We start from the raw sequence: 20087 nt of genomic DNA on the forward strand, positions 1-20087 counted from the left end.
TTTGATAAAATAGTTAAAAGTCTAATGAGATATTTGCTATAATAACTAAATTTTGTTTGGTTTATTGTAAAGATTATGTCAAAAACATTACAATCACAACATAGAGCGATTCACTCAAAGAGTCAAGCGGGCTCTACCGCACAAATCTTAGCACTCTTTTTGGTGGCATTGGTGTTTACATCGCTGGTTGTGGCGTTTGTTGGTTATCGGTTTGGTCATCGTCAAGGGCTATACACCGCTAAATACGCTGCTATTGAGACAGGAAAATCTACAGATGTAAGTACATTGTCTGCTGAAAATATCCGCCTAAAACAGCAGATTGATGCCATCACCAAAGAGCGAGACATTAGCCTTAACAATATCGAACGCTTAAATACAGAGCAAAACAATCTGGAAATTAAAAATCTACAGCTTACTCAAGTCAATGATTTGTTAAAATCATCGGTGGCAGCACAAGGTGGTGTGGCGTTAAAAGTGATTGGGTCTGAGATTGTTGCTTTGCCTGAAAATATATTTGAATATCGCTTTGATGTTGCCATGATTGATGTATCAGGTAGGGCGGTGAGTATGATACCACGCCTAACACTGCTTAATGCTACCAGTATGGTGGAGATTCCGCTAGAGCCATCAAATTATCAGATTGATGGTGTGGCAAATATTCGTGGGCGTTTTGTGATGCCAAAAGGTTTTGTGCCACGCCAGATGAAACTTGAGCTGATTGCAGGTGAACAAAAAATTCAGCAGTTGTATAATTGGCGGGTTGGTAAAATCATAGGTGATGCACCGACTTCATTATCAGAGGTGGGGAGCATAAACAAAAAAACCAATCAAAAGCAATTAACCAAAGGTCGGGCGTAGGCTCGGCTTTTTGTTGGGTATGTATAAGACTATTATTAACAACCACTTAATTATGAATAATGATTTACTTATGAGTATATTCTCCTATCAAAATCATCAAATGAAGCCATCAGGGATGTCCTCTGATATGGACTCTGATGTCGCCTTAGATGAGATAACGGATGTGGCGACCGAACGCCTAGAGCCACTGCTGTATTCGGTCGTTTTACATAATGATGATTATACGACAATGGATTTTGTGGTTCATGTCTTGGTTGATGTCTTTGGGCATACGCTGGATAAAGCGGTGGAACTGATGTATTGTGTTCATGAGAAGGGTCGTGCGGTGGTGGCAGTTTTGCCATACGATATCGCTGAAATGCGAGTCGCTCAAGTAACTGAATTGGCTGAAGCGTTGGAGTATCCGCTTTTAGCTACACTTGAAAAAAATTAAGATGGAAGTTTGAGTTTTAATAATCCATTGATAACAAAAACCTTTGGTAATACCCGAACAGCAATAATCAGGCTTACTAACTTTGCCTAATTGTGCAGCTTGGGGTAAAAAATTAGATATGGCAGGAGAGTGATGTTTAGTACGGATTTTCAATTGGTGCGTCAAGAAATTGAGCGTTATACCAAAAATCATCGCCATGAGTTTATTACGGTAGAGCATTTGTTGCTTGGTTTGTTAAGCAGTCCTAATATTCAGGAGATGTTTGGTGATTTTGGTGTGGATATTGATAAGCTTGGCGATGCTCTAAAGATTTATTTGGCGGACTATATTCCAAAAACAGCTGATGATAGGCTGACTGCCAAACCCACCAAGAGCTGTGAGCGAGTCTTGCAAAGAGCCATCTGGCATCAGCAATCTAGTGGTACAGAGCGTTTGATTGATTGTGTGGATATTTTGGTGGCGATTTTTGGTGAAAAAGACACGCAAGCACTACATTTACTAACGACACATGATGTCAGTAAACTGCGAGTGCTTCGTTATATCTCACATCGTGGTCAGTCAGAAGAGTTAGAGTCTGCTGATTCTGCTGACAATAAGCCTAGACAGACAACCACCAAGATTAAAAATCCTATCCAAGCATTTACCATCAATCTGAACGAAAAAGCCAAAGCGGCAAAGATTGACCCGCTGATTGGTCGTGAGGCAGAGATTGAGCGTACAGCCCAAGTGCTGTGTCGTCGCCGCAAAAATAATCCTTTGCTTGTGGGGGAGGCAGGTGTGGGTAAAACTGCCATTGCAGAGGGTTTGGCATGGCTTATCGTCCATGATAAAGCACCAAAACCACTAAAAAACACCATCATCTATGCCTTGGATATTGGGTCTTTGGTGGCGGGAACGAAATTTCGTGGCGACTTTGAAGACCGCCTAAAAGCCATCTTGCACGCCCTAAATAGCGAGCAAGATGCAGTGCTGTTTATTGATGAGATTCACACCATGATTGGGGCAGGCTCAACCATGAGTAGCATGATGGATATGTCCAACCTTATCAAGCCTGCTTTGTCAAATGGTGAGCTTCGTTGTATTGGTTCGACAACCTTTAATGAATACCGTCAAATCTTTGAAAAAGACCAAGCATTATCTCGTAGATTTCAGCGTATTGATATAGCAGAACCCAGTCAAGCTGATGCACTGGGTATTTTAAAGGGTTTAAAGGATAAATATGAGTCGCATCATCATGTTTATTATACCGATGAGGCACTCGAGGCGGCGGTGTCTTTATCAGCACGCTACATTCAAGATAGGTTTTTGCCTGACAAGGCGATTGATGTGATGGATGAGGTGGGTGCACGCACTCGGTTTACTGCCAAAGATGATGGAATAAATGCGGATAGCCCCACGGTTATTGATGTGGCGATGGTTGAAGAGGTGGTTTCAAAAATTGCTCGCATACCACCAAAATCTGTCTCAAAAGACGATAAAGAAAGTTTAAAACATTTAGCTTATAATCTCAAACATGTTATTTTTGGGCAAGATGAAGCAATTGATGGCTTGGTTGATGCCATCAAATTATCACGGGCTGGACTAAAACCAGTTGATAAGCCTATTGGTGCCTTCATGTTTTCAGGTCCAACAGGCGTGGGTAAGACAGAAGTCTGTAAGCAGCTTGCCTTAGCCTTGGGGGTGGAGCTTGTACGCTTTGATATGAGTGAATACATGGAATCTCATACAGCTTCACGCTTGATTGGTTCGCCGCCAGGTTATGTGGGATTTGACCAAGGTGGGCTATTGACCGAAAAAATCCATAAACACCCATATTCCGTACTACTACTTGATGAGATTGAAAAGGCGCATCCCGATGTGTTTAATCTGCTGTTGCAAGTCATGGACCATGGCACATTGACGGACAATAATGGTCGTGTTGTATCATTTAAGCAGGTGGTTTTGGTCATGACGACCAATGTTGGTGCTACAAGCATTAGCCGAGCGTCTATGGGTTTTACACATCAAGACCACACCGGTGATAATGGCGAAGCGTTAAAGCGTGCCTTTACGCCTGAGTTTCGTAATCGCTTGGACGCTATTGTCAATTTTGCACCGCTTGATGAGAAAGTTATCATCTCTGTGGTGGATAAATTCATCGCCGAGTTACAAACCCAGCTTAATGATAAGCAAGTTGTACTAGAAGTAGATGATGCAGTACGCCAGTATCTTGCCAAAAATGGATATGATAGGCTTATGGGTGCACGCCCGATGGCAAGACTTATCCAAAATGAAATCAAAAAAGTGCTGGCAGAGATGATTTTATTTGGTGATTTAAGTCAGGGTGGCACAGTGCAGATTTCACTTGAAACAATTCATGCAGACAATGTCGGTGAGACAAATAAAACCGATGACGCACCGCTAGAAAAATTACGCTTTGATGTGGTACAATCCACCCATCAAGAGTTGTCTGTTTAGACGGTTGGTGATATGGTTTTTGGCTAATTTTTATTTAATAAAGGAAGGCTTTATGGTACAGATTTTAGATGGCAAGGTGTTGGCAAGCTCGGTTGAGCATGAACTATCGGTACGAGTGGCGACATTAAAAGACAAGACGGGTCGTACACCAATTTTGGCGACCATTTTGGTTGGCGATGACCCAGCATCAGCGACTTATGTGCGTATGAAAGGCAACGCCTGCAAGCGTATCGGCATGGATAGCATTCGTGTGGAAATGCCTAAGAATACCACCACTGAAGAGTTGCTTGCCAAGATTGACGAGCTAAATGCCAACCCTGATGTTCATGGCATTTTGTTGCAACACCCTGTGCCATCACAGATTGATGAGCGTGCGTGTTTTGACCGTATTAGTCTGGATAAAGATGTTGATGGCGTTACTTGTTTGGGCTATGGACGCATGGCGATGGGTGAGTCAGCTTATGGTTCTTGTACGCCACAAGGCATCATGCACCTGCTTACTCATCATAATATTGAGCTGTCAGGCAAGCATGCGGTGGTGATTGGTCGCAGTGCTATTTTGGGTAAGCCAATGGCAGCGATGCTATTAAATGCTAACTGCACGGTTACCATATGTCATTCACGCACCCAAAATCTTGCCGAGCATGTTCGTAATGCTGATATTGTTGTTGGTGCGGTGGGTGTGCCAGAGCTGATTAAAAAAGACTGGATTAAGCAGGGGGCAATCGTTGTGGACGCAGGATTCCATCCAACGCCAGATGGCGGTTGTGGCGACATTGAGCTTGATGGCATTCAAGCGGTGGTAGCAGCCTACACACCTGTTCCAGGTGGTGTTGGTCCAATGACAATCAACACTTTAATTCGTCAGACGGTAGAAGCTGCCGAGAAGGAAGCAGGTATTTGCTGATATTGATTGTTTTTAAAATTAAACCGTTCTTTTGAGCGGTTTTTTCATATCAACCAATCATTATCCGCTACCATCATTGCTTTGTGATTCTTGTTCTGTGTTGTCGTCAAAGGTGGGTTCTGCTAGATGTTCATAGGGCTGACAATATCGTGGTGCAAATAGGCTTTGTCCATGCTCATCACCAATATATCGCCAGTGCCATGATTCTTCTGATACACCGCTTTTTTCGGAATACTCTTTGGTGAATGTCTGTTCCCAACCGTATTTATGGGCATGATCAAGTAGCCATTGATAGCCTTTGGTCTTGGTGAATTTCTCATCAATCGGAGCAAAATCTACCGCATATCCTGTGTGATGTTCGGAATATCCTGCAGGTGAGGAAGTGTGATAGATGGTCTCAATGGGCTGTTTTTGACGAAGCTTACGCTTGATGATGGCATCTTGGGCACGCACTGAGCGAAAAATAGAGCTTGGGTATAGGGCTACTTTATCTTTAGCGGCAGCCTTAACCAATGTTTGTAGTGGTTCTTTGACATCTTTATGAATGAGTTTGTTCTCATGCTCTTGGTCGCCATAACCACTCCATACCAGATATTCAGCAATCACTTCATCATAAGCAAAATGCTCAATATTGACTTTTAGGGCATCTGGTGAGCAGATGGGCTTAGGTGGTGTGTCAATCGTGTTTTCTTGAGAATGGGTATATGCTAGGCTATCTTGGGTGTTTAATTGTGCTAAGATTGCTTGAATGGTTTTATCATCTGTAATATCTAACGCCTGTGCCTGCGTGGCCATTAGTGTTGTTAGCATGATTAAAGATAGGCGTGTTAGCTGTGTGGTTTTTTTAATGAACATATGCTTAATTCAAATCAGACTGTGTGATAGATATATTATACGGATTTAATCTGTAGATGCGATAGGTTGGGTATACAATGTGCGTGGTTGCCAAATGACCGTCCATTAAGATTGCTCGCTAAGAATGCTTGGGTGATTTGGCTCGCTTAGCACATCAATAAAGGCTGATAGCACCACTGTGGCAAATGTACCTTTAGGTAGGGTGAATTCAACCACCAAAGTCGTATCATCTTGCCATTGCCATACTAACTCATGCACCAAAAGGCGAGTGGCACGGCGAGCCATCTTGATGCCTACTTTTTCTAAGCCTTGAACAAGTGTGCGGTATTTGTCATCATGAAAAATATGATTTTCAGTGGCAAGTGCATCTTGACTGGCTTTATTATCGCCTACGCCATATAAGGCGATGGTGGGGTGTATGTCATGTATTTGTAGCCGTTTAATGATTGTGTCATCAATGTCTGCAGTAAAAATTGAACCTGTGCCATCAAGATTGAACACTTCTCCCGTTAAGGGTTTGTCCCAACTGTCATCTGCCACACGAGTAGCCAAAATCTCATTAAATAGATGGCTACGAGCCGATGAAATAAGCAAGCTATGGCGTTCTAGGTCTTTTTTATGAGGTTTGTAGGGTTTATCGCTGTTTAGTAACTGTTCAAAAAAAGCAATCGCTTTGGTGATGTTTTCACCACCATTACCAAACCGTTGTTCGCCAAAATAGTTTGGTACGCCATGTTGCAAGAGATGTTCTAGTCGTGCATTGATGGCGAATTGATCGCCTTTAATGTTTTTTAAAGTGATGCAAAAGTGATTGTTCTTGTGTGTGCCACGATTGAGCTTGCGACCATGCCAAGCTGATTTTATGATGTGTACTGCTTCATTGGCGTGGAGCTTGTCTTTAATAAAATCATCAAAATTGCCATCAGGTAGGGTTTTGGTGGGTAAACGCAGACTAAACCATTGGTAGGTTTTGGCATGACGGTCTTTTAATCCTGAATACCCCACATCACGACTAGGGATGTTTGCCCAGTTTGATAGCAGGCGTGCAACAAAAGTGGTGTTGAGATTGATTTTCTTGACATATACCCATAAATGCTCACCCACACCATCAAAATCTAAGGTTAGCTGTTCGGTAACGATAAAATCAGCGGGCGTTTGTTTTAGTGTGGCGGTAATGGACGGCGAATGTATGGACATGATGGATGGCTAATCTGAGTAGTTGGTCAATAGACGGTATTAAACCATGTTTTTGGGTTTTTCTCAAACTTTATTCGGATATTTGGCGTATTTGCTTAATTGACCTAATTAAAAAAGACAATGTAATTGCCAATAAAAACAGCGAATGAATCTAAATGGTGCTAGTGGGTTTTAACCAATAACCAAAATAATGACAAGCATTTAAAATGACTGCTCAGTCTTTTTCAGGGCATTGCAGGAATGGTTGCTTTATTTTACAGTTAGTCATGTGATTGTTTGATATTATTTTCTATGGAGATGGATTATGCAATATATCGCACCGATTCGTGATATGAAGTTTGTGATGCACGAACTGTTAGACTCACAAGCCCACTACGCCAACATTCCTGATTATTGTGAGCTAGACATTGATACGATTAATAGCTATCTTGAGGCGGCGGCGGACTTTGCTCAGTCGGTACTATCTCCGCTCAACCGCACAGGCGATATTGAGGGCTGTGCCTTTAAAGATGGTGCGGTAATAACGCCGACAGGTTTTAAAGAGGCTTATGAGCAGTATTGTGAGCTTGGTTTTGCAGCATTAAACGCTGACCCAGACTTTGGTGGTCTTGGGTTACCAACTTCACTGTCAAGTGCGGTCAGTGAGATCATGGGTGCAGCAAACTGGTCATTTGCGATGTATCCGGGTTTGTCGCATGGGGCGATACAGACCATTGAACATCATGGCACTGATGAACAAAAAGCAACTTATCTAGAGAAGATGAATACAGGTGTCTGGTCAGGGACAATGTGCCTAACCGAAGCACACGCAGGTTCGGACTTGGGCATTATTAAGACTCGTGCTGTGCCGAATGCTGATGGTAGCTATGCCATTACAGGACAAAAAATCTTTATTTCGGCAGGTGAGCATGACCTTACTGAGAATATCATTCACATTGTTTTGGCACGCTTACCTGACGCCCCTGCTGGTACGAAAGGGATTTCGCTATTTATTGTGCCAAAATTCTTGGTTAATGGCGATGGAACGCTGGGCGAGCGTAATGGCGTGGCGTGTGGCTCTATTGAACATAAAATGGGCATCAAAGCATCAGCAACTTGTGTGATGAATTTTGATGGGGCGACTGGTTATCTGATTGGACCAAAGAATCGTGGTCTTAACTGTATGTTTACCTTTATGAATGTTGCACGCATTGGCACGGCAATTCAGGGCTTGGCAGCATCAGAATTTGCCTTTCAAGGTTCACTAAAATATGCCAAAGACCGCACTGCCATGCGTTCGATTTCTGGAGCAAAAGAACCTAATAAGCCTGCCGATAGCATCATTCATCATCCTGCGGTCAGAAATATGCTACTGACTCAAAAAGCGTTCAGTGAAGGGGGTAGGGCTTTGGTATACTATCTATCTTGGTTTGTTGATATTGTGGCAAAGGCTGATGGAGCGGAGGCTAAATTTGCTGATGAAATGCTGTCATTATTAACACCGATTGCCAAAGCATTCTTGACGGAGACAGGGCTTGAATCAGCCAATTTGGGTGTGCAAGTCTATGGCGGTCATGGCTATATCAGTGAATGGGGTATGGAACAAAATCTGCGTGATACTCGCATTGCTTGTTTGTATGAGGGAACAACAGAGATTCAATCCTTAGATTTGGTACGCAAGGTGCTAGGTTCACAAGGTAGGTTGTTGACAAACTTCACCAAAATCATCCATCAGTTCTGCAAAGAAAATCAAGATGATGACCGTATGGGGCAGATGATTGGTCAGCTTGCCAAATTAAATAGGCAGTGGGGCGATATCACCGTACGCATCGGCATGCAAGGCACGCAGAATCTCGATGCTGTGGGTGCAGCAGCGGTAGATTATCTATTTTTTAGTGGTTATGTAACGCTAGGCTACTTATGGGCAAGAATGGCAGTAGTGGCTTATGCCAAGCTTGATGAGATGAATGCAAGTTTGGATGTGGACAAGTCTTTGCAAGGCGAATATGGTTTTTATGATGCCAAAGTAAAAACGGCAGAGTTTTATTTTGCCAAGCTCATGCCACGCACTTTTGTTCATGTTGCACGCATCAATAGTAGCCATACGACTTTGATGGCGATGACAAGTGAGCAGTTTGCTTTTTAAAATGGCTAAATTAAAACCGATTGATGGTGGCTTAATTGAGCCAGCAGTTAGCAAACCACTTTTATCTTGACCTGATGGTCAAAATATGTTTTGATAAAACTGTCTTATTGCATTCAGAATATAAAAGGAGTTAGTGATGACTTTGACCTATACCGCACCTTTGGACGAAATGCGTTTTACGCTAAACGAAGTCTTTGACGCACCAAATTTATGGAAAAATACACTGGCATTGTCGCATATGGATGGCGATACGGTGGATATGATTTTAGAGGAGATGGCAAAATTTAGTCGTGAGGTACTACTGCCACTGAATCAGTCAGGCGATGAAGAGGGTGCAACATATCTAGGTGATGGTAAGGTTGCCACCCCAACAGGCTTTAAAGAAGCATTTCGTGCGTACAGCGAGATGGGCTGGATTGGCTTGGGTGGTTCGCCTGAATTTGGTGGGCAGGGTATGCCAAAGATGGTCAGTATGCTCACCGAAGAGATGATGTTCTCGGCGAACCAGTCCTTTGCTTTATATCCAAACTTGACCGTTGGGGCGAGTCTGTGCTTGCAGGCTGGAGGTAGTGATGAACAAAAGGCAACTTATTTGCCTAAGCTCTATACAGGTGAATGGTCAGGGACGATGTGCCTAACTGAAGCACACGCAGGAACAGACTTGGGTATCATTAAGACCCGTGCCGTACCGAATGCTGATGGCTCTTATAACATCATGGGGACGAAGATTTTTATCACAGGTGGTGAGCATGATTTGGCGGATAATATTATCCATCTAGTGCTTGCAAAAACACCTGATTCCCCTGCCGGCTCAAAACAAAACTCGATCATGGCTTCGACGGTGTTTAAATTACTAAAGTCTTTGTTTTTAATGGGGTAAGAGCAACCCTCATCAAACATCAACCAAGCGGTATCACATCCTAGATAGCCCGCCAGTTGTTTAAGCTGGGCAAAGGTAGGTTCAAGATCACCATCAAACCAACGAATCACTTCATCAGCTCTTTCATAGCCCAAATCATAAGCGATGCGTGCAGGCGATAGCTGTCGCACCATTGGCACCTTGCTCAATTCAAATAAGGCCGTGTTTAATCGTTCTTGAACCGCACCCAATCGCTTGGTTTTATGATGGCGAGCAACATGGCAGTATCGCCAAGGTTAAGCAAAAATACTGCAATGTGGATTTGTTAATCATTGATGACTTTGGCATTGGTGAATTACTACCGCAGATATGTCCTGTATTGCTTGATATTATTGATAAGCAATCCAGCGTTGGCGGTCTGCTGATAACCAGCCAATACCCTGTCGCAGCTTGGCATGGATTATTTCCTGAGGCAACCATTGCTGATACGCATCATTCACTCTGAGTATATCCTATTGCATTAACAGGGAGCCTATGCGAAAAAAATGACTTATATGATCAGTTAGATTTATCCAAATAACAATCATATAAACAGCAAATGACCAGCATTTATCGGAATGACTGGCCATCTTAAATTGGAATTGGTGTCCATTTTAGACTGGAATAGGTGGTCAGAAGGGCGTGGATTTTGCAATAAATTGTTTGGGTGGTTTAGATTTGCTGAAGAATTAACTTGTTGTTTGTATTAGTTTGTTTCATAAAGACACATTTGAATTATAATTGATAATAAAACAATATATACAGCAAAACTAATTACATATGAAAAAACTTTATAAGTAAATATAAATATTGAATATAGAATTCAATAGGTATACAATAAAAATCAAGCTAGGGACTGCGTGCCATGGTTCTTAGCGGTGGCTATACTGATTTGGTAATGCAATTGGATTGTGTATGGACGCTAAGTTGGAGACTGTCATGAGTTTATATGATGCCTATCAAAGTTTTGTTGAAAAAGTAGCTCGTTCTGAACACATCGGTGTGCATTTGTGCCGTATCTCTATTGCTATTGTGTTTTTATGGATTGGTTGGCTAAAATTCATTCCTTATGAAGCTGATAGCATTGTGCCATTTGTTGCCAATAGTCCTTTTATGAGCTGGTTGTATAATGATCCTGCCAATTATCTACAGTACATGAATGGTGAGGGTGTGCTAAATGAAGTAAACCGTGCTTGGCATGAAATGAATAATACTTATGGTTATTCTAATGGGCTCGGTGTTGTTGAGATTGCCTTTGCATTACTGTTGCTATCACACTATATTTCGCCTAGAGTTGGGTTGGTTGGTGCGACACTCTGTTTTTTAACACCATTTGTAACTTATACTTTCTTGATTTTCACGCCAGAAATTTGGGTGCATGGTGAAGATGCCCACACAGGATTTCCATATTTATCAGGAGCAGGGCGTCTGGTTTTAAAAGATGCTATGATGACAGCAGCAGGTTTTGTAGCAATGGTTGATTCCGCCAAAGCTATTTTACGCAATCAGAATAAATTTACTTAATTTGAAAAAATAGCATTTAGTAATTATTTATTGTAGTATCAAATATATTAAATCAAGTGTATTTTTAAGGGCTTTTTATAAAAGCCCTTTTTGCTGGATTTATAATTTCTTGTGTGATTTTGCAAGTTTCATTCTCAATATTTAATCAAAAAAAATCGTACTATTATTAATGATTTGATAATCGTTAATAATAGTGATATAAAAACACCCTAATCATGATTAGGGTGCTATGTTACTGTTTATATTATATTAAGTATTTTGTATGTTATTAACCAACTTAGCTTGATGGTCAATTAGGGTTTGTGGCATACGCTCGCCTAGTTTTTCAAACAAGACTTTGTGATCTGCCAGTTCTTTTATCCAAGCATCTTTATCTTGACTGGTTAACAAATCAAATTCCTGTTCGCTAAAATCAGATTCTGCCCAATTGATGTCATTATAAGTTGGAACAAGACCAATCGGCGTATGAACAGCATTGGCACTGCCTTCACAACGGTTAATAATCCATTCTAGTACACGCATATTCTGTCCAAAGCCAGGCCATACGAAGTTGCCATCGGCATCACGGCGGAACCAGTTCACCTTAAACATTTTGGGTAGTTGCGTGCCATGAGCTTGGGTTAGTTGTTCTAGTTTTTCACCCATTTCTAGCCAGTTGGTAAAATAATCAGCCATGTTATAGCCTGCAAATGGCAACATTGCAAATGGATCACGGCGTACCACACCTTGTGCACCTGTGGCGGCGGCAGTGGTTTCAGAACCCATGGTGGCGGCTTTATACACGCCATCTACCCAGTCAAAGGCTTCAGATACTAATGGCACAGTGTCGGCACGACGACCACCAAAGATGAATGCAGAAATTGGCACACCTTCAGGGTTTTCCCATTGTGGGTCGATGGAAGGGCATTGAGCTGCCGATACAGTAAAGCGAGCGTTGGCATGTGATGCTTTTTCACTACCGTCATGTTTTTCTCGCTTCCAGTTGATGAGATTTTCTGGTGTTTCTTTGGTTTTGCCTTCCCACCATGCTTCACCATCTTCTGTCATGGCGACATTGGTATAAATAACATCGGAATGCAATGTACTCATACAGTTGGAGTTTGTTTTGGTATTTGTACCAGGAGCGACACCAAAGAAGCCTGCTTCTGGATTGATGGCGTATAGTTTGCCGTCAGCTGATGGTTTAATCCAAGCGATGTCATCGCCAACAGTTTCAACTTTCCAGCCTTCATAGCCTGCCGGTGGAATCAACATGGCAAAATTAGTTTTACCACAGGCCGATGGGAATGCTGCAGCGATATAATGTTTTTTGCCTTGCGGATTGGTTACACCCAAGATAAGCATGTGCTCAGCCAACCAACCTTGCTCACGACCCATGACAGATGCAATGCGAAGTGCTAGGCATTTTTTGCCAAGTAGGGCGTTGCCACCATAGCCTGAACCATAAGACCAGATTTCACGAGTTTCTGGGAAGTGGACGATGTATTTGTCATCATTACAAGGCCATGCCACATCTTTTTGACCTGCTGTCAGTGGTGCACCCACAGAGTGAACGCAAGGCACAAAATCGCCTGATTCGCCAAGTGCATCATAAACTGCTTTGCCCATACGAGCCATTTTACGCATGCTCGTTACGACATAAGGGCTGTCGGTCAGTTCAACACCAATGTGGGCGATATGGCTACCCAAAGGACCCATGCTAAACGGCACAACATACATGGTGCGACCTGCCATGCAACCATCAAATTTTTCATTTAAGATGGCACGCATCTCGCTCGGGGCTTTCCAATTATTGGTTGCACCAGCATCAATCTCTTGTTCTGAGCAGATAAAAGTGCGGTCTTCTACACGAGCCACATCAGAAGGGTCGGAAAATGCCAAATAAGAATTTGGGTGCTTTTCTTCATTGAGCTTAATCATGGTGCCATTGTCAATCATCAGATTGATTAGGCGGTTATACTCTTCTTCTGAGCCATCGCACCATTCAATGCGAGCGGGCTTGGTGAGAGTTGCGATTTTGGCAACCCAATTTATTAGGGCTTGGTGTCGGACAAAGTCTGGTGCGGTAATTGTTGTGGTCATGCGATTATCTCAATCATAAAAAATGAAAGTAAAACCTATTTAAAAGAACTTAAAAACAATAGCATCATTACTTATTTCGTGATGATGGGAAGGCTGTCAATATTGGTTACTTGACAGTCTGTCATATATTATGCAAAGATTTATAATTGTGCAGTCTTTGCTTTTTTTGTGTATTAAAACATATTTTGATACAATTGATAATAAATATTTATAAAATAAATGGTCATATTTTTGGATTTTATATATTGGTTGCCTTGTTATACTTTGGCTTGCTTTGTGGTAATAAGTGGTTGTTGGTATTGCATTTAGTGTATGTTTATTTGATTAATGAGACGCAATTAAATTCTACCCAATAGATTGCATCTATTATTGCATGAGACTGTGATAAAATCTGTCATATAAAGCTACTCACTTGGATAAGGACGCAGTCTGTCTGTTTCAATCCACGCCTGCACCCATTCATCGGGTGGCAGATTGATGTCGGTGTAGCCTAGGCTGTCCAAGACTTCTTTGGTGGGTAGGGTTTTGCCAGATTTAAAATTTGTAACCGCAGTACGCAATAAAGCATGGCAGGTGCATTTACCCTTGACCCACATCGTCTGCTCAATATAAAACCAGCGTTCATCAATCGCACAAATACGAGTTTTCATTGTAACCTTATCAAAAGCACGAATTCGCTTGCGATACTGAATGGTACTGCCCGCCACCACCAAGCCCCAGCGATTTTTGATGAGCTTTGCCCCAAGTCCTGTACGAATGGCAAAATCAGTACGACCTAAGTCAAATAGCGTAAAAATCCGTCCATTGTTCATCTCAAGAAAATTATCAATGTCATTCACATTGGCGGTGAAATGATATTCGCTGATATCAGTCAAACTTAAGCCATCTCCTTGTTTGAGACTAAGCGAGCTTTTGATGATTGTTTTGGTTAAGCGTAAAAACGGATACATGATAACTTCCTTGCGATGAGCTATTTGTTGTCATCAAACTTGTCAAACCTGATAAAACTTGGCGTTTTTTAGGTTGGGCGAATTTGATTTTTCGGTACGCTCTTTTGATTGCGATCTGCCTTTATGGGTAGATTTGCCGTTCATACGGTTGCGGCGTTCTTCTTCTCGTTCATGTCTTTCGTGCTTTTGACGGCGAATCTCACGAGATTTTAGTGGTTTTTTATGAATGCGAGCTTGTTTTTCTTTGGTGGCAGTGTTTAAGCCTGTACCAATGCGAGGGCGTAGACCGACCGTTTCGATGAGTTTGCCGATTTCTTTGGCGTCAAGCTCAATAAATCGCCCTGTACGCAGCTCTTTTGGTAGTAGCACAGTGCCGTAGCGAGTACGAATCAGGCGTGAGACTTTAAGTTCTTGGGATTCGAACATACGACGCACTTCACGCTTACGACCTTCTTTGATTTTGACATGATACCACTTATTAACGCCAGCACCGCCACCTTCTTTGATGTCATCAAACTTTGCCATGCCATCTTCAAGTTCAACGCCACGAGTTAAATTCTGGGCAATTGTTGGGGTTACCTCGCCTAGCACACGCACCGCATACTCACGAGTTATCTCGCTTGATGGGTGCATGAGCCGATGAGCCAATTCGCCATCGTTGGTAAATAGCAGTAGCCCTGATGAATTAATGTCTAGACGACCGACCATGACCCATCTATCACCTGTCAATTTGGGCAGACGATCAAAGACGGTAGGGCGACCTTCTGGGTCGGATGCGGACGAAATCTCGCCTTCAGGTTTATAATAAGCGATGACACGGCGGCGTTTTTCTCTTTCTGCTTTGATGCGTACAAGTCGCCCATCAACACGAATCTCATCAGTGGTGGTGGCACGGTCGCCTAGAGTCGCGATTTGCCCATTGATGGAGACACGCCCCGCCTTGATGATGTCTTCTAGACCACGCCGTGAGCCTAGACCCATGCGAGCGAGTAATTTTTGGAGTTTTTCGCCTTCTGGACGAGATTGGGTGGACTCTTGTGTGTCGGTGATGCTGGTCATGTCGTTCATGATGATGTTCCTGTGGTTGGAAAATAACATTTCACAATGTTAAAAGATTTTATGATAAAGGGTTGATGTAGATTTGGCAAGTTAAAAATACAAATAGTAACTTTTTATCAGCTGTTTTATGATTAAGCAAGCATGATGATTGGTTATGGGGGGCTTGAGTGTGTATCATTGGGTTTTAGGTTTGGCAATTCGGGCAGTGGTGGTAACTCATCAAGACTATTTAGACCAAACGCGTCCAAAAAAGCAGGCGTGGTGTGCAGTAGGGCGGGTTTTCCCAGTGTGTCTTTATGACCTTTTTCTACAATCCAACCCTTATCAAACAGTTGTCTTAGGATATTACTAGAGATGGTAACGCCACGCACCTGTTCGATGTCCCCACGAGTAACAGGCTGTTTGTAAGCGATGACGCTTAAGGTTTCAAGTAGGGCTTGGCTTAGCGTTTCAAGTCGCTCGGGGAAAATCTGCTGAATAAGTCTTGCGTAGCTATCCTTAATCTGTAGGCGATAGCCACTGGCGGTTTTGCCTAGTGCCAGTACACTGCCTGAGAGTCGCTCTTTTAGGATAATAAGTGCCATCTGCAGTTCGTTATGACTCATAGATAGGTGCTTTTTTAGGTCATTGTCGGTTAAAGGGGTTTCACTGGCGTGCAGTAAAACTTCAATGTAGCGACTCAAAGCCTCGGCGGTGGCATGTTCTTCAAGCAGGGCTTGGCGTTCGTCAAGCGGTTTGTCATCTGCGATGTTTAAAGGTGTGGGACTGATTGATTGTTCCATATGTTTTATTTGTTTGTATTGGCGGTTATGGGTGGGTTCGGTTTTGGGTGTTGATTGGCTTATCTGATTGATGGTGAGATGATACCTAGTGTAGCCAATATAAGGTCTGTTCATCAATGGCATATGCGATATGCTCAACATCAACTGCTTGCTTGGCTGATGATTGGTCGTTTAGCGATGCTGATTGTTTTTGTTTTTTTGGTGCAGGATTGATAAATAAATCATCTGCCTTGATGTCGTTGGAGATCATCACCTCACCAAAGCCAATCAAACCTCGTTTTATCAGTTCTAATATTGCCACAAAACTTACCACCACGCCCAGTTTGCCTTGAGTGGGATTAAGAAGTTCTTTAAAAGTTGCTTTGCCTTGTTTGCTCATGGTTTGGCTGATGTCAGCTATGCGTTCAGGCAACGGCACAGGGTCGGTAGCGACCGTATGTATCTGATGGTCAGTCTTAATGTGCATATTGACTAGACTATTGATCAAAATATTGGGCGAATATTTTGGTAGCTCAGCACGCATTGCCTGAACACTAGGCAGGCTTGTCCATGCTAAAAATACATCTCTTTCAAGACGAATTAAACCGTCTAGTCGTTTGGCAGCTTCTTTGATTTGGGCATATTCTTCTAGCTTTCTAATCAGCCTTGCTTTGGGACTTAGTTCATCATCAACAATATCGGGCTGTGGCAGTAGTAGTTCGCTTTTGATGGCGATGAGTGTACTTGCCATTAGCAAATAATCGCCTGCCAGTTCAAAATATTCTTCATCTAAGTCTTTGATATAGCTAAGATACTGCTCGGTAATGGGTAAAATGGCTGTTTCGGTCAAATCAAAGTTATTTTTTTTGACCAGATACAATAAAAAATCAAGCGGACCTGCAAATTGCTCAAGCCAAATAGCAAACGCCTGTGGTGGAATGTACAGGTCTTCAGGTAGGCTTTCAACAGGTGTATCAAAGATACGAATCGTGTTGGTATCTTGATTGGTGCCAGTCTCGGTGCTATGGGTTGTGCTATTTGTCATGTTATTTAAGTTTAGCAAGCGGTTTGATGCCAACAGCACGGCGAGTCTTCTCTAATTGTTTATGTGCCACACGGCGAGCCTTAGCTGCCCCCATTTGTAGGATTTCTTCTAACTCTTTGGGGTTGTTCATTAGTTCAAAGTAGCGAGCACGCATTGGGGCGATTTCATCATTGATTTTGTTAAATAAAATCTCTTTGGCTTCGCCCCAGCCGATACCACGGCGATAATGGTCTGCCAGTGCTGCGATTTCATCAGCATTAGCAAAGGCACGATAAATCTCAAAAATGGTGCATTCGTCAGGATTTTTTGGTTCTTCTGGGGCTTGTGAATTGGTAACGATTTGTGAGATGGCTTTTTTTAGGGCTTTTTCTGGGTCAATTTGTGGATTGCCATCGCCAAACAAAGGAATGGTGTTGCCGTATGATTTGCTCATCTTACGACCATCAAGCCCTGTCAATAGTGGGGTGTTTTCATCAACGACAGCATTTGGCTGAACAAATAACGACTTGTATTTAAAATTAAAAGTCCCTGCGATATCCCTTGCCATCTCGATGTGTTGCACTTGGTCTTTACCAACTGGCACATGGGTGGCATTAAACATTAAGATATCTGCTGCCATCAACACAGGGTAGCTAAACAATCCCATGGTAATGCCAAAATCAGGGTCGTGGTCTTCTTTGGCGGTATTGATGTCTACTGCTGCTTTATAGGCGTGAGCACGGTTCATCAATCCTTTGGCACATGAGCAGTTAAGCACCCAAGCAAGCTCTGGAATTTCAGGAATGTCTGACTGACGATAAAAGGTAACTGCTTGTGGGTCAAGACCACACGCAAGCCAAGTGGCAGCGATGGCACGAGTAGAACGGTGGATTTCGTCAGGGTTGAAGCATTTGATGAGTGCGTGAAAATCCGCCAAGAAGAAGAATGCATCACCTTCATTTCGTGCGATTGCTTCGTTGGCAGCTTTGATGGCAGGGCGAATTGAGCCAACATAATTGCCTAGATGAGGGATTCCTGTGGTGGTGATGCCTGTTAGAACTCGTTTTGTCTGTGCGGTGTCGTTCATGAGTTATCCTTATTGTATTTTTGTTGATGTGTGCTTTGATTGAGATTTATTAGGATTTTAGTACATCCAAATCTTCTTTACAAATGGGACTATGTGCCTGCTGACAAAAATCAGGATCAAGTTTGCAGATGGCGGATTGCAGTTCATCGATGCGTTTGTCTTGATTTTGGATATGAGCCAGTAGGGCGGCAATGCTAGTCGCCACGGGGTCTTGGGTGTCTGGTTTTAATCCGTAGGCGTTGAACAGTTCATCGGCGGCTTGGCTTTGTTCTTGACTGACTTTTGGGGCGGGTTTTTTATCGCTACGATCAATCATGCGTGCGGCAGAGCCGACCATGGTGGCGTTGTCAGGCACAGGCTTAACAACGACAGCGTTTGAGCCAATTTTGGCATTATCGCCTACAGTAAATCCCCCCAAAATCTTTGCTCCAGCACCCACCACGACATTATTGCCTAAGGTAGGGTGTCGTTTCGCCCCTTTTTCCCATGACACCCCACCTAAGGTTACACCATGATATAAGGTAACATCATCACCAATCTCTGCTGTCTCACCGATCACGACACCCATGCCGTGGTCAATGAATAGGCGTTTGCCGATTTTGGCGGCAGGGTGAATCTCAATGCCTGTTAGCACACGGCTGACATGCGATAAAGTGCGTGCAACAAATTTATGTTCATGCGTCCATAAAGTGTGGGCAACACGATGCAAAGTGCGTGCGTGAATACCAGGATAAGCAACACACACTTCTAGTTTGGTGCGTGCAGCAGGATCTTTTTTGAGCACAGCTTCCAAATCATCATTGATGGCATCGCCAAGTGCTTTGATTTTTTGAATGATGGACACAGCGTTATCCTTGTATTGAGTGTCTGTGATTAAAAAGTTTAATATGGTATGCCAAGTTTAATAGGGTGTAACACTTAATAGGTGTGGGTATATTTTAAAGTATTCTTACCATCTTTGCCAACATCAATGCGTGTTTTTGGCATGCTTAATGTAATTTTTGTTCAATTTTGGCAAGCAGTGCACTGAGTAGGGCGTATTCTTTTTGGTCAAGTTGTATCCGACTATTCATGCGAGATAAGCGATTGGGTAAGTTTTTTAGGTCGTGAGTGTCTGCCAAGCCAAGTCTGCACATCAAACTGATGATGCGGTTGTTGAGTTTGGTTTTTTGAGTATGAGTGATGGCAGGCTCGTCCCAGTCTTGGCGAATGGTAAGATAAAAACCATCATTGGTGGTATCATCATGGACATCATCACTTGGGCTTTGAGAAAAATAATGATAGATGAATGATGCGATAACCTGTATGGCGGATGCGACATTAAGCACAGGATAAGCAGGGTTAGCAGGGATTTGGATATGGTAATCCGCCAAAGCCAGCTCGTCATTAGTCAGCCCCCTATCTTCTCGCCCAAAGAGTATGCCGATGGTGGTGTTTTGTTCACTGTTTGCATAAATTGTATGGGTATCAAAGAAATTTGCCAGAACCTTAGCCCCTTGCTGTGGGGTAATGGTGGGTCTTGGTAGGTGGCGTGTGCGAGCCGATGCTGCCAAAATGAGTGAGCAGTCCGCCACCGCTTCATCAATACTATTTGCGATACGAGCTTTATCTAAAATCGTTGTCGCACCTGCGGCATGGGCATGACTGGTCTCATCAATGGGTAAACGGGGATTTACCACCACCAAATCGCTAAGACCCATTGTGTGCATGGCACGAGCGGCTGAGCCAATATTGGCAGGCAAGGTAGTACCAACCATGATGATGCGAATGTTAGATAGGTGTGCTAGTCGGTTCATGAAAGCTTATCGCTACTTGTGAATATGAGTGTTTGGGTGATTGGTCTAATGAATATCTTAGGTTGCATGGTTGT

17 protein-coding genes and 1 pseudogene are annotated in these 20087 nt (G+C 42.9%); 8 read left to right on the top strand and 10 right to left on the bottom strand.

Translation table 11 applies throughout. The features are described from left to right. The first annotated feature begins 75 nt into the window (after window positions 1-75). The 4 genes from L3D27_RS03680 to folD all read left to right on the top strand — a co-directional run bounded on the left by L3D27_RS03680 (window position 76) and on the right by folD (window position 4655). Window positions 76-858 carry a hypothetical protein gene (locus L3D27_RS03680; RefSeq protein WP_432481575.1) on the top strand — a complete coding sequence of 261 codons (783 nt, stop codon included), beginning with the start codon at window positions 76-78 and terminating at the stop codon, window positions 856-858. A gap of 70 nt (window positions 859-928) precedes the next feature. Then, window positions 929-1291, top strand: coding sequence for an ATP-dependent Clp protease adaptor ClpS (locus L3D27_RS03685; RefSeq protein WP_432481576.1), 363 nt, complete (start codon window positions 929-931; stop codon window positions 1289-1291). A gap of 132 nt (window positions 1292-1423) precedes the next feature. Continuing rightward, window positions 1424-3748, top strand: a complete 2325-nt coding sequence (gene clpA, locus L3D27_RS03690) for an ATP-dependent Clp protease ATP-binding subunit ClpA (RefSeq protein WP_432481577.1) — start codon at window positions 1424-1426, stop codon at window positions 3746-3748. Window positions 3749-3800: 52 nt separating this feature from the next. Beyond that, the gene (gene folD, locus L3D27_RS03695; RefSeq protein WP_432481578.1) at window positions 3801-4655 is read left to right on the top strand and encodes a bifunctional methylenetetrahydrofolate dehydrogenase/methenyltetrahydrofolate cyclohydrolase FolD; all 855 of its coding nucleotides are present in this window, start codon (window positions 3801-3803) and stop codon (window positions 4653-4655) included. A gap of 60 nt (window positions 4656-4715) precedes the next feature. Here the strand turns inward: folD and L3D27_RS03700 are convergent, their stop codons facing one another. Further along, window positions 4716-5510: a M15 family metallopeptidase gene (locus L3D27_RS03700; RefSeq protein ID WP_284674291.1), complete on the bottom strand. Its 795-nt coding sequence runs from the start codon at window positions 5508-5510 to the stop codon at window positions 4716-4718. Window positions 5511-5615: 105 nt separating this feature from the next. Continuing rightward, on the bottom strand, window positions 5616-6707 hold the full coding sequence (truD, locus tag L3D27_RS03705) for a tRNA pseudouridine(13) synthase TruD (protein ID WP_432481579.1): 1092 nt from the start codon (window positions 6705-6707) through the stop codon (window positions 5616-5618). 304 nt (window positions 6708-7011) lie between these two features. Between truD and L3D27_RS03710 the strand changes: the two genes are divergently transcribed. From L3D27_RS03710 to rclC, 4 genes and pseudogenes are all read left to right on the top strand, one after another. Then, complete coding sequence (locus tag L3D27_RS03710) at window positions 7012-8832, top strand: acyl-CoA dehydrogenase C-terminal domain-containing protein (RefSeq protein ID WP_432481580.1); 1821 nt, start codon at window positions 7012-7014, stop codon at window positions 8830-8832. A gap of 136 nt (window positions 8833-8968) precedes the next feature. Beyond that, a pseudogene (locus L3D27_RS03715) lies at window positions 8969-9661 on the top strand (acyl-CoA dehydrogenase family protein); the annotation flags it as partial. Between the two features lie 199 nt (window positions 9662-9860). Next, entirely contained in the window at window positions 9861-10196 is a 336-nt protein-coding gene (locus L3D27_RS03720) for an ATP-binding protein (protein ID WP_432481581.1), read from the top strand. A 449-nt stretch (window positions 10197-10645) separates the two neighbouring features. Continuing rightward, window positions 10646-11254 (top strand): reactive chlorine resistance membrane protein RclC, encoded by a 609-nt coding sequence (gene rclC, locus L3D27_RS03725; protein WP_432481582.1) that lies wholly within the window; start codon window positions 10646-10648, stop codon window positions 11252-11254. 249 nt (window positions 11255-11503) lie between these two features. Here rclC and L3D27_RS03730 read toward each other — a convergent pair whose 3' ends face one another. From L3D27_RS03730 to L3D27_RS03765, 8 genes are all read right to left on the bottom strand, one after another. After that, window positions 11504-13336 (bottom strand): phosphoenolpyruvate carboxykinase (GTP), encoded by a 1833-nt coding sequence (locus L3D27_RS03730; RefSeq protein ID WP_432481583.1) that lies wholly within the window; start codon window positions 13334-13336, stop codon window positions 11504-11506. Window positions 13337-13740: 404 nt separating this feature from the next. Next, window positions 13741-14286: an acyl-CoA thioesterase gene (locus L3D27_RS03735; RefSeq protein WP_284674295.1), complete on the bottom strand. Its 546-nt coding sequence runs from the start codon at window positions 14284-14286 to the stop codon at window positions 13741-13743. A gap of 42 nt (window positions 14287-14328) precedes the next feature. Further along, a complete protein-coding gene (gene rluB, locus L3D27_RS03740) occupies window positions 14329-15354 on the bottom strand; it encodes a 23S rRNA pseudouridine(2605) synthase RluB (RefSeq protein ID WP_373627581.1) in 1026 nt (341 codons plus the stop codon). Window positions 15355-15497: 143 nt separating this feature from the next. Beyond that, window positions 15498-16127, bottom strand: coding sequence for an SMC-Scp complex subunit ScpB (gene scpB / locus L3D27_RS03745; RefSeq protein WP_432481584.1), 630 nt, complete (start codon window positions 16125-16127; stop codon window positions 15498-15500). A gap of 85 nt (window positions 16128-16212) precedes the next feature. After that, window positions 16213-17151: a segregation and condensation protein A gene (locus tag L3D27_RS03750; protein WP_284674298.1), complete on the bottom strand. Its 939-nt coding sequence runs from the start codon at window positions 17149-17151 to the stop codon at window positions 16213-16215. A 1-nt stretch (window position 17152) separates the two neighbouring features. Beyond that, the gene (gene trpS, locus L3D27_RS03755) at window positions 17153-18217 is read right to left on the bottom strand and encodes a tryptophan--tRNA ligase (RefSeq protein WP_373627584.1); all 1065 of its coding nucleotides are present in this window, start codon (window positions 18215-18217) and stop codon (window positions 17153-17155) included. 49 nt (window positions 18218-18266) lie between these two features. Then, entirely contained in the window at window positions 18267-19055 is a 789-nt protein-coding gene (gene cysE, locus L3D27_RS03760) for a serine O-acetyltransferase (RefSeq protein WP_284674574.1), read from the bottom strand. A gap of 151 nt (window positions 19056-19206) precedes the next feature. Further along, window positions 19207-20013, bottom strand: coding sequence for an RNA methyltransferase (locus L3D27_RS03765; protein WP_373627585.1), 807 nt, complete (start codon window positions 20011-20013; stop codon window positions 19207-19209). Between the last annotated feature and the right edge of the window lie 74 nt (window positions 20014-20087).

Origin of the sequence: Moraxella sp. ZY200743 (assembly GCF_050885545.1) — a bacterium.
GTDB lineage: Bacteria > Pseudomonadota > Gammaproteobacteria > Pseudomonadales > Moraxellaceae > Moraxella > Moraxella haemolytica.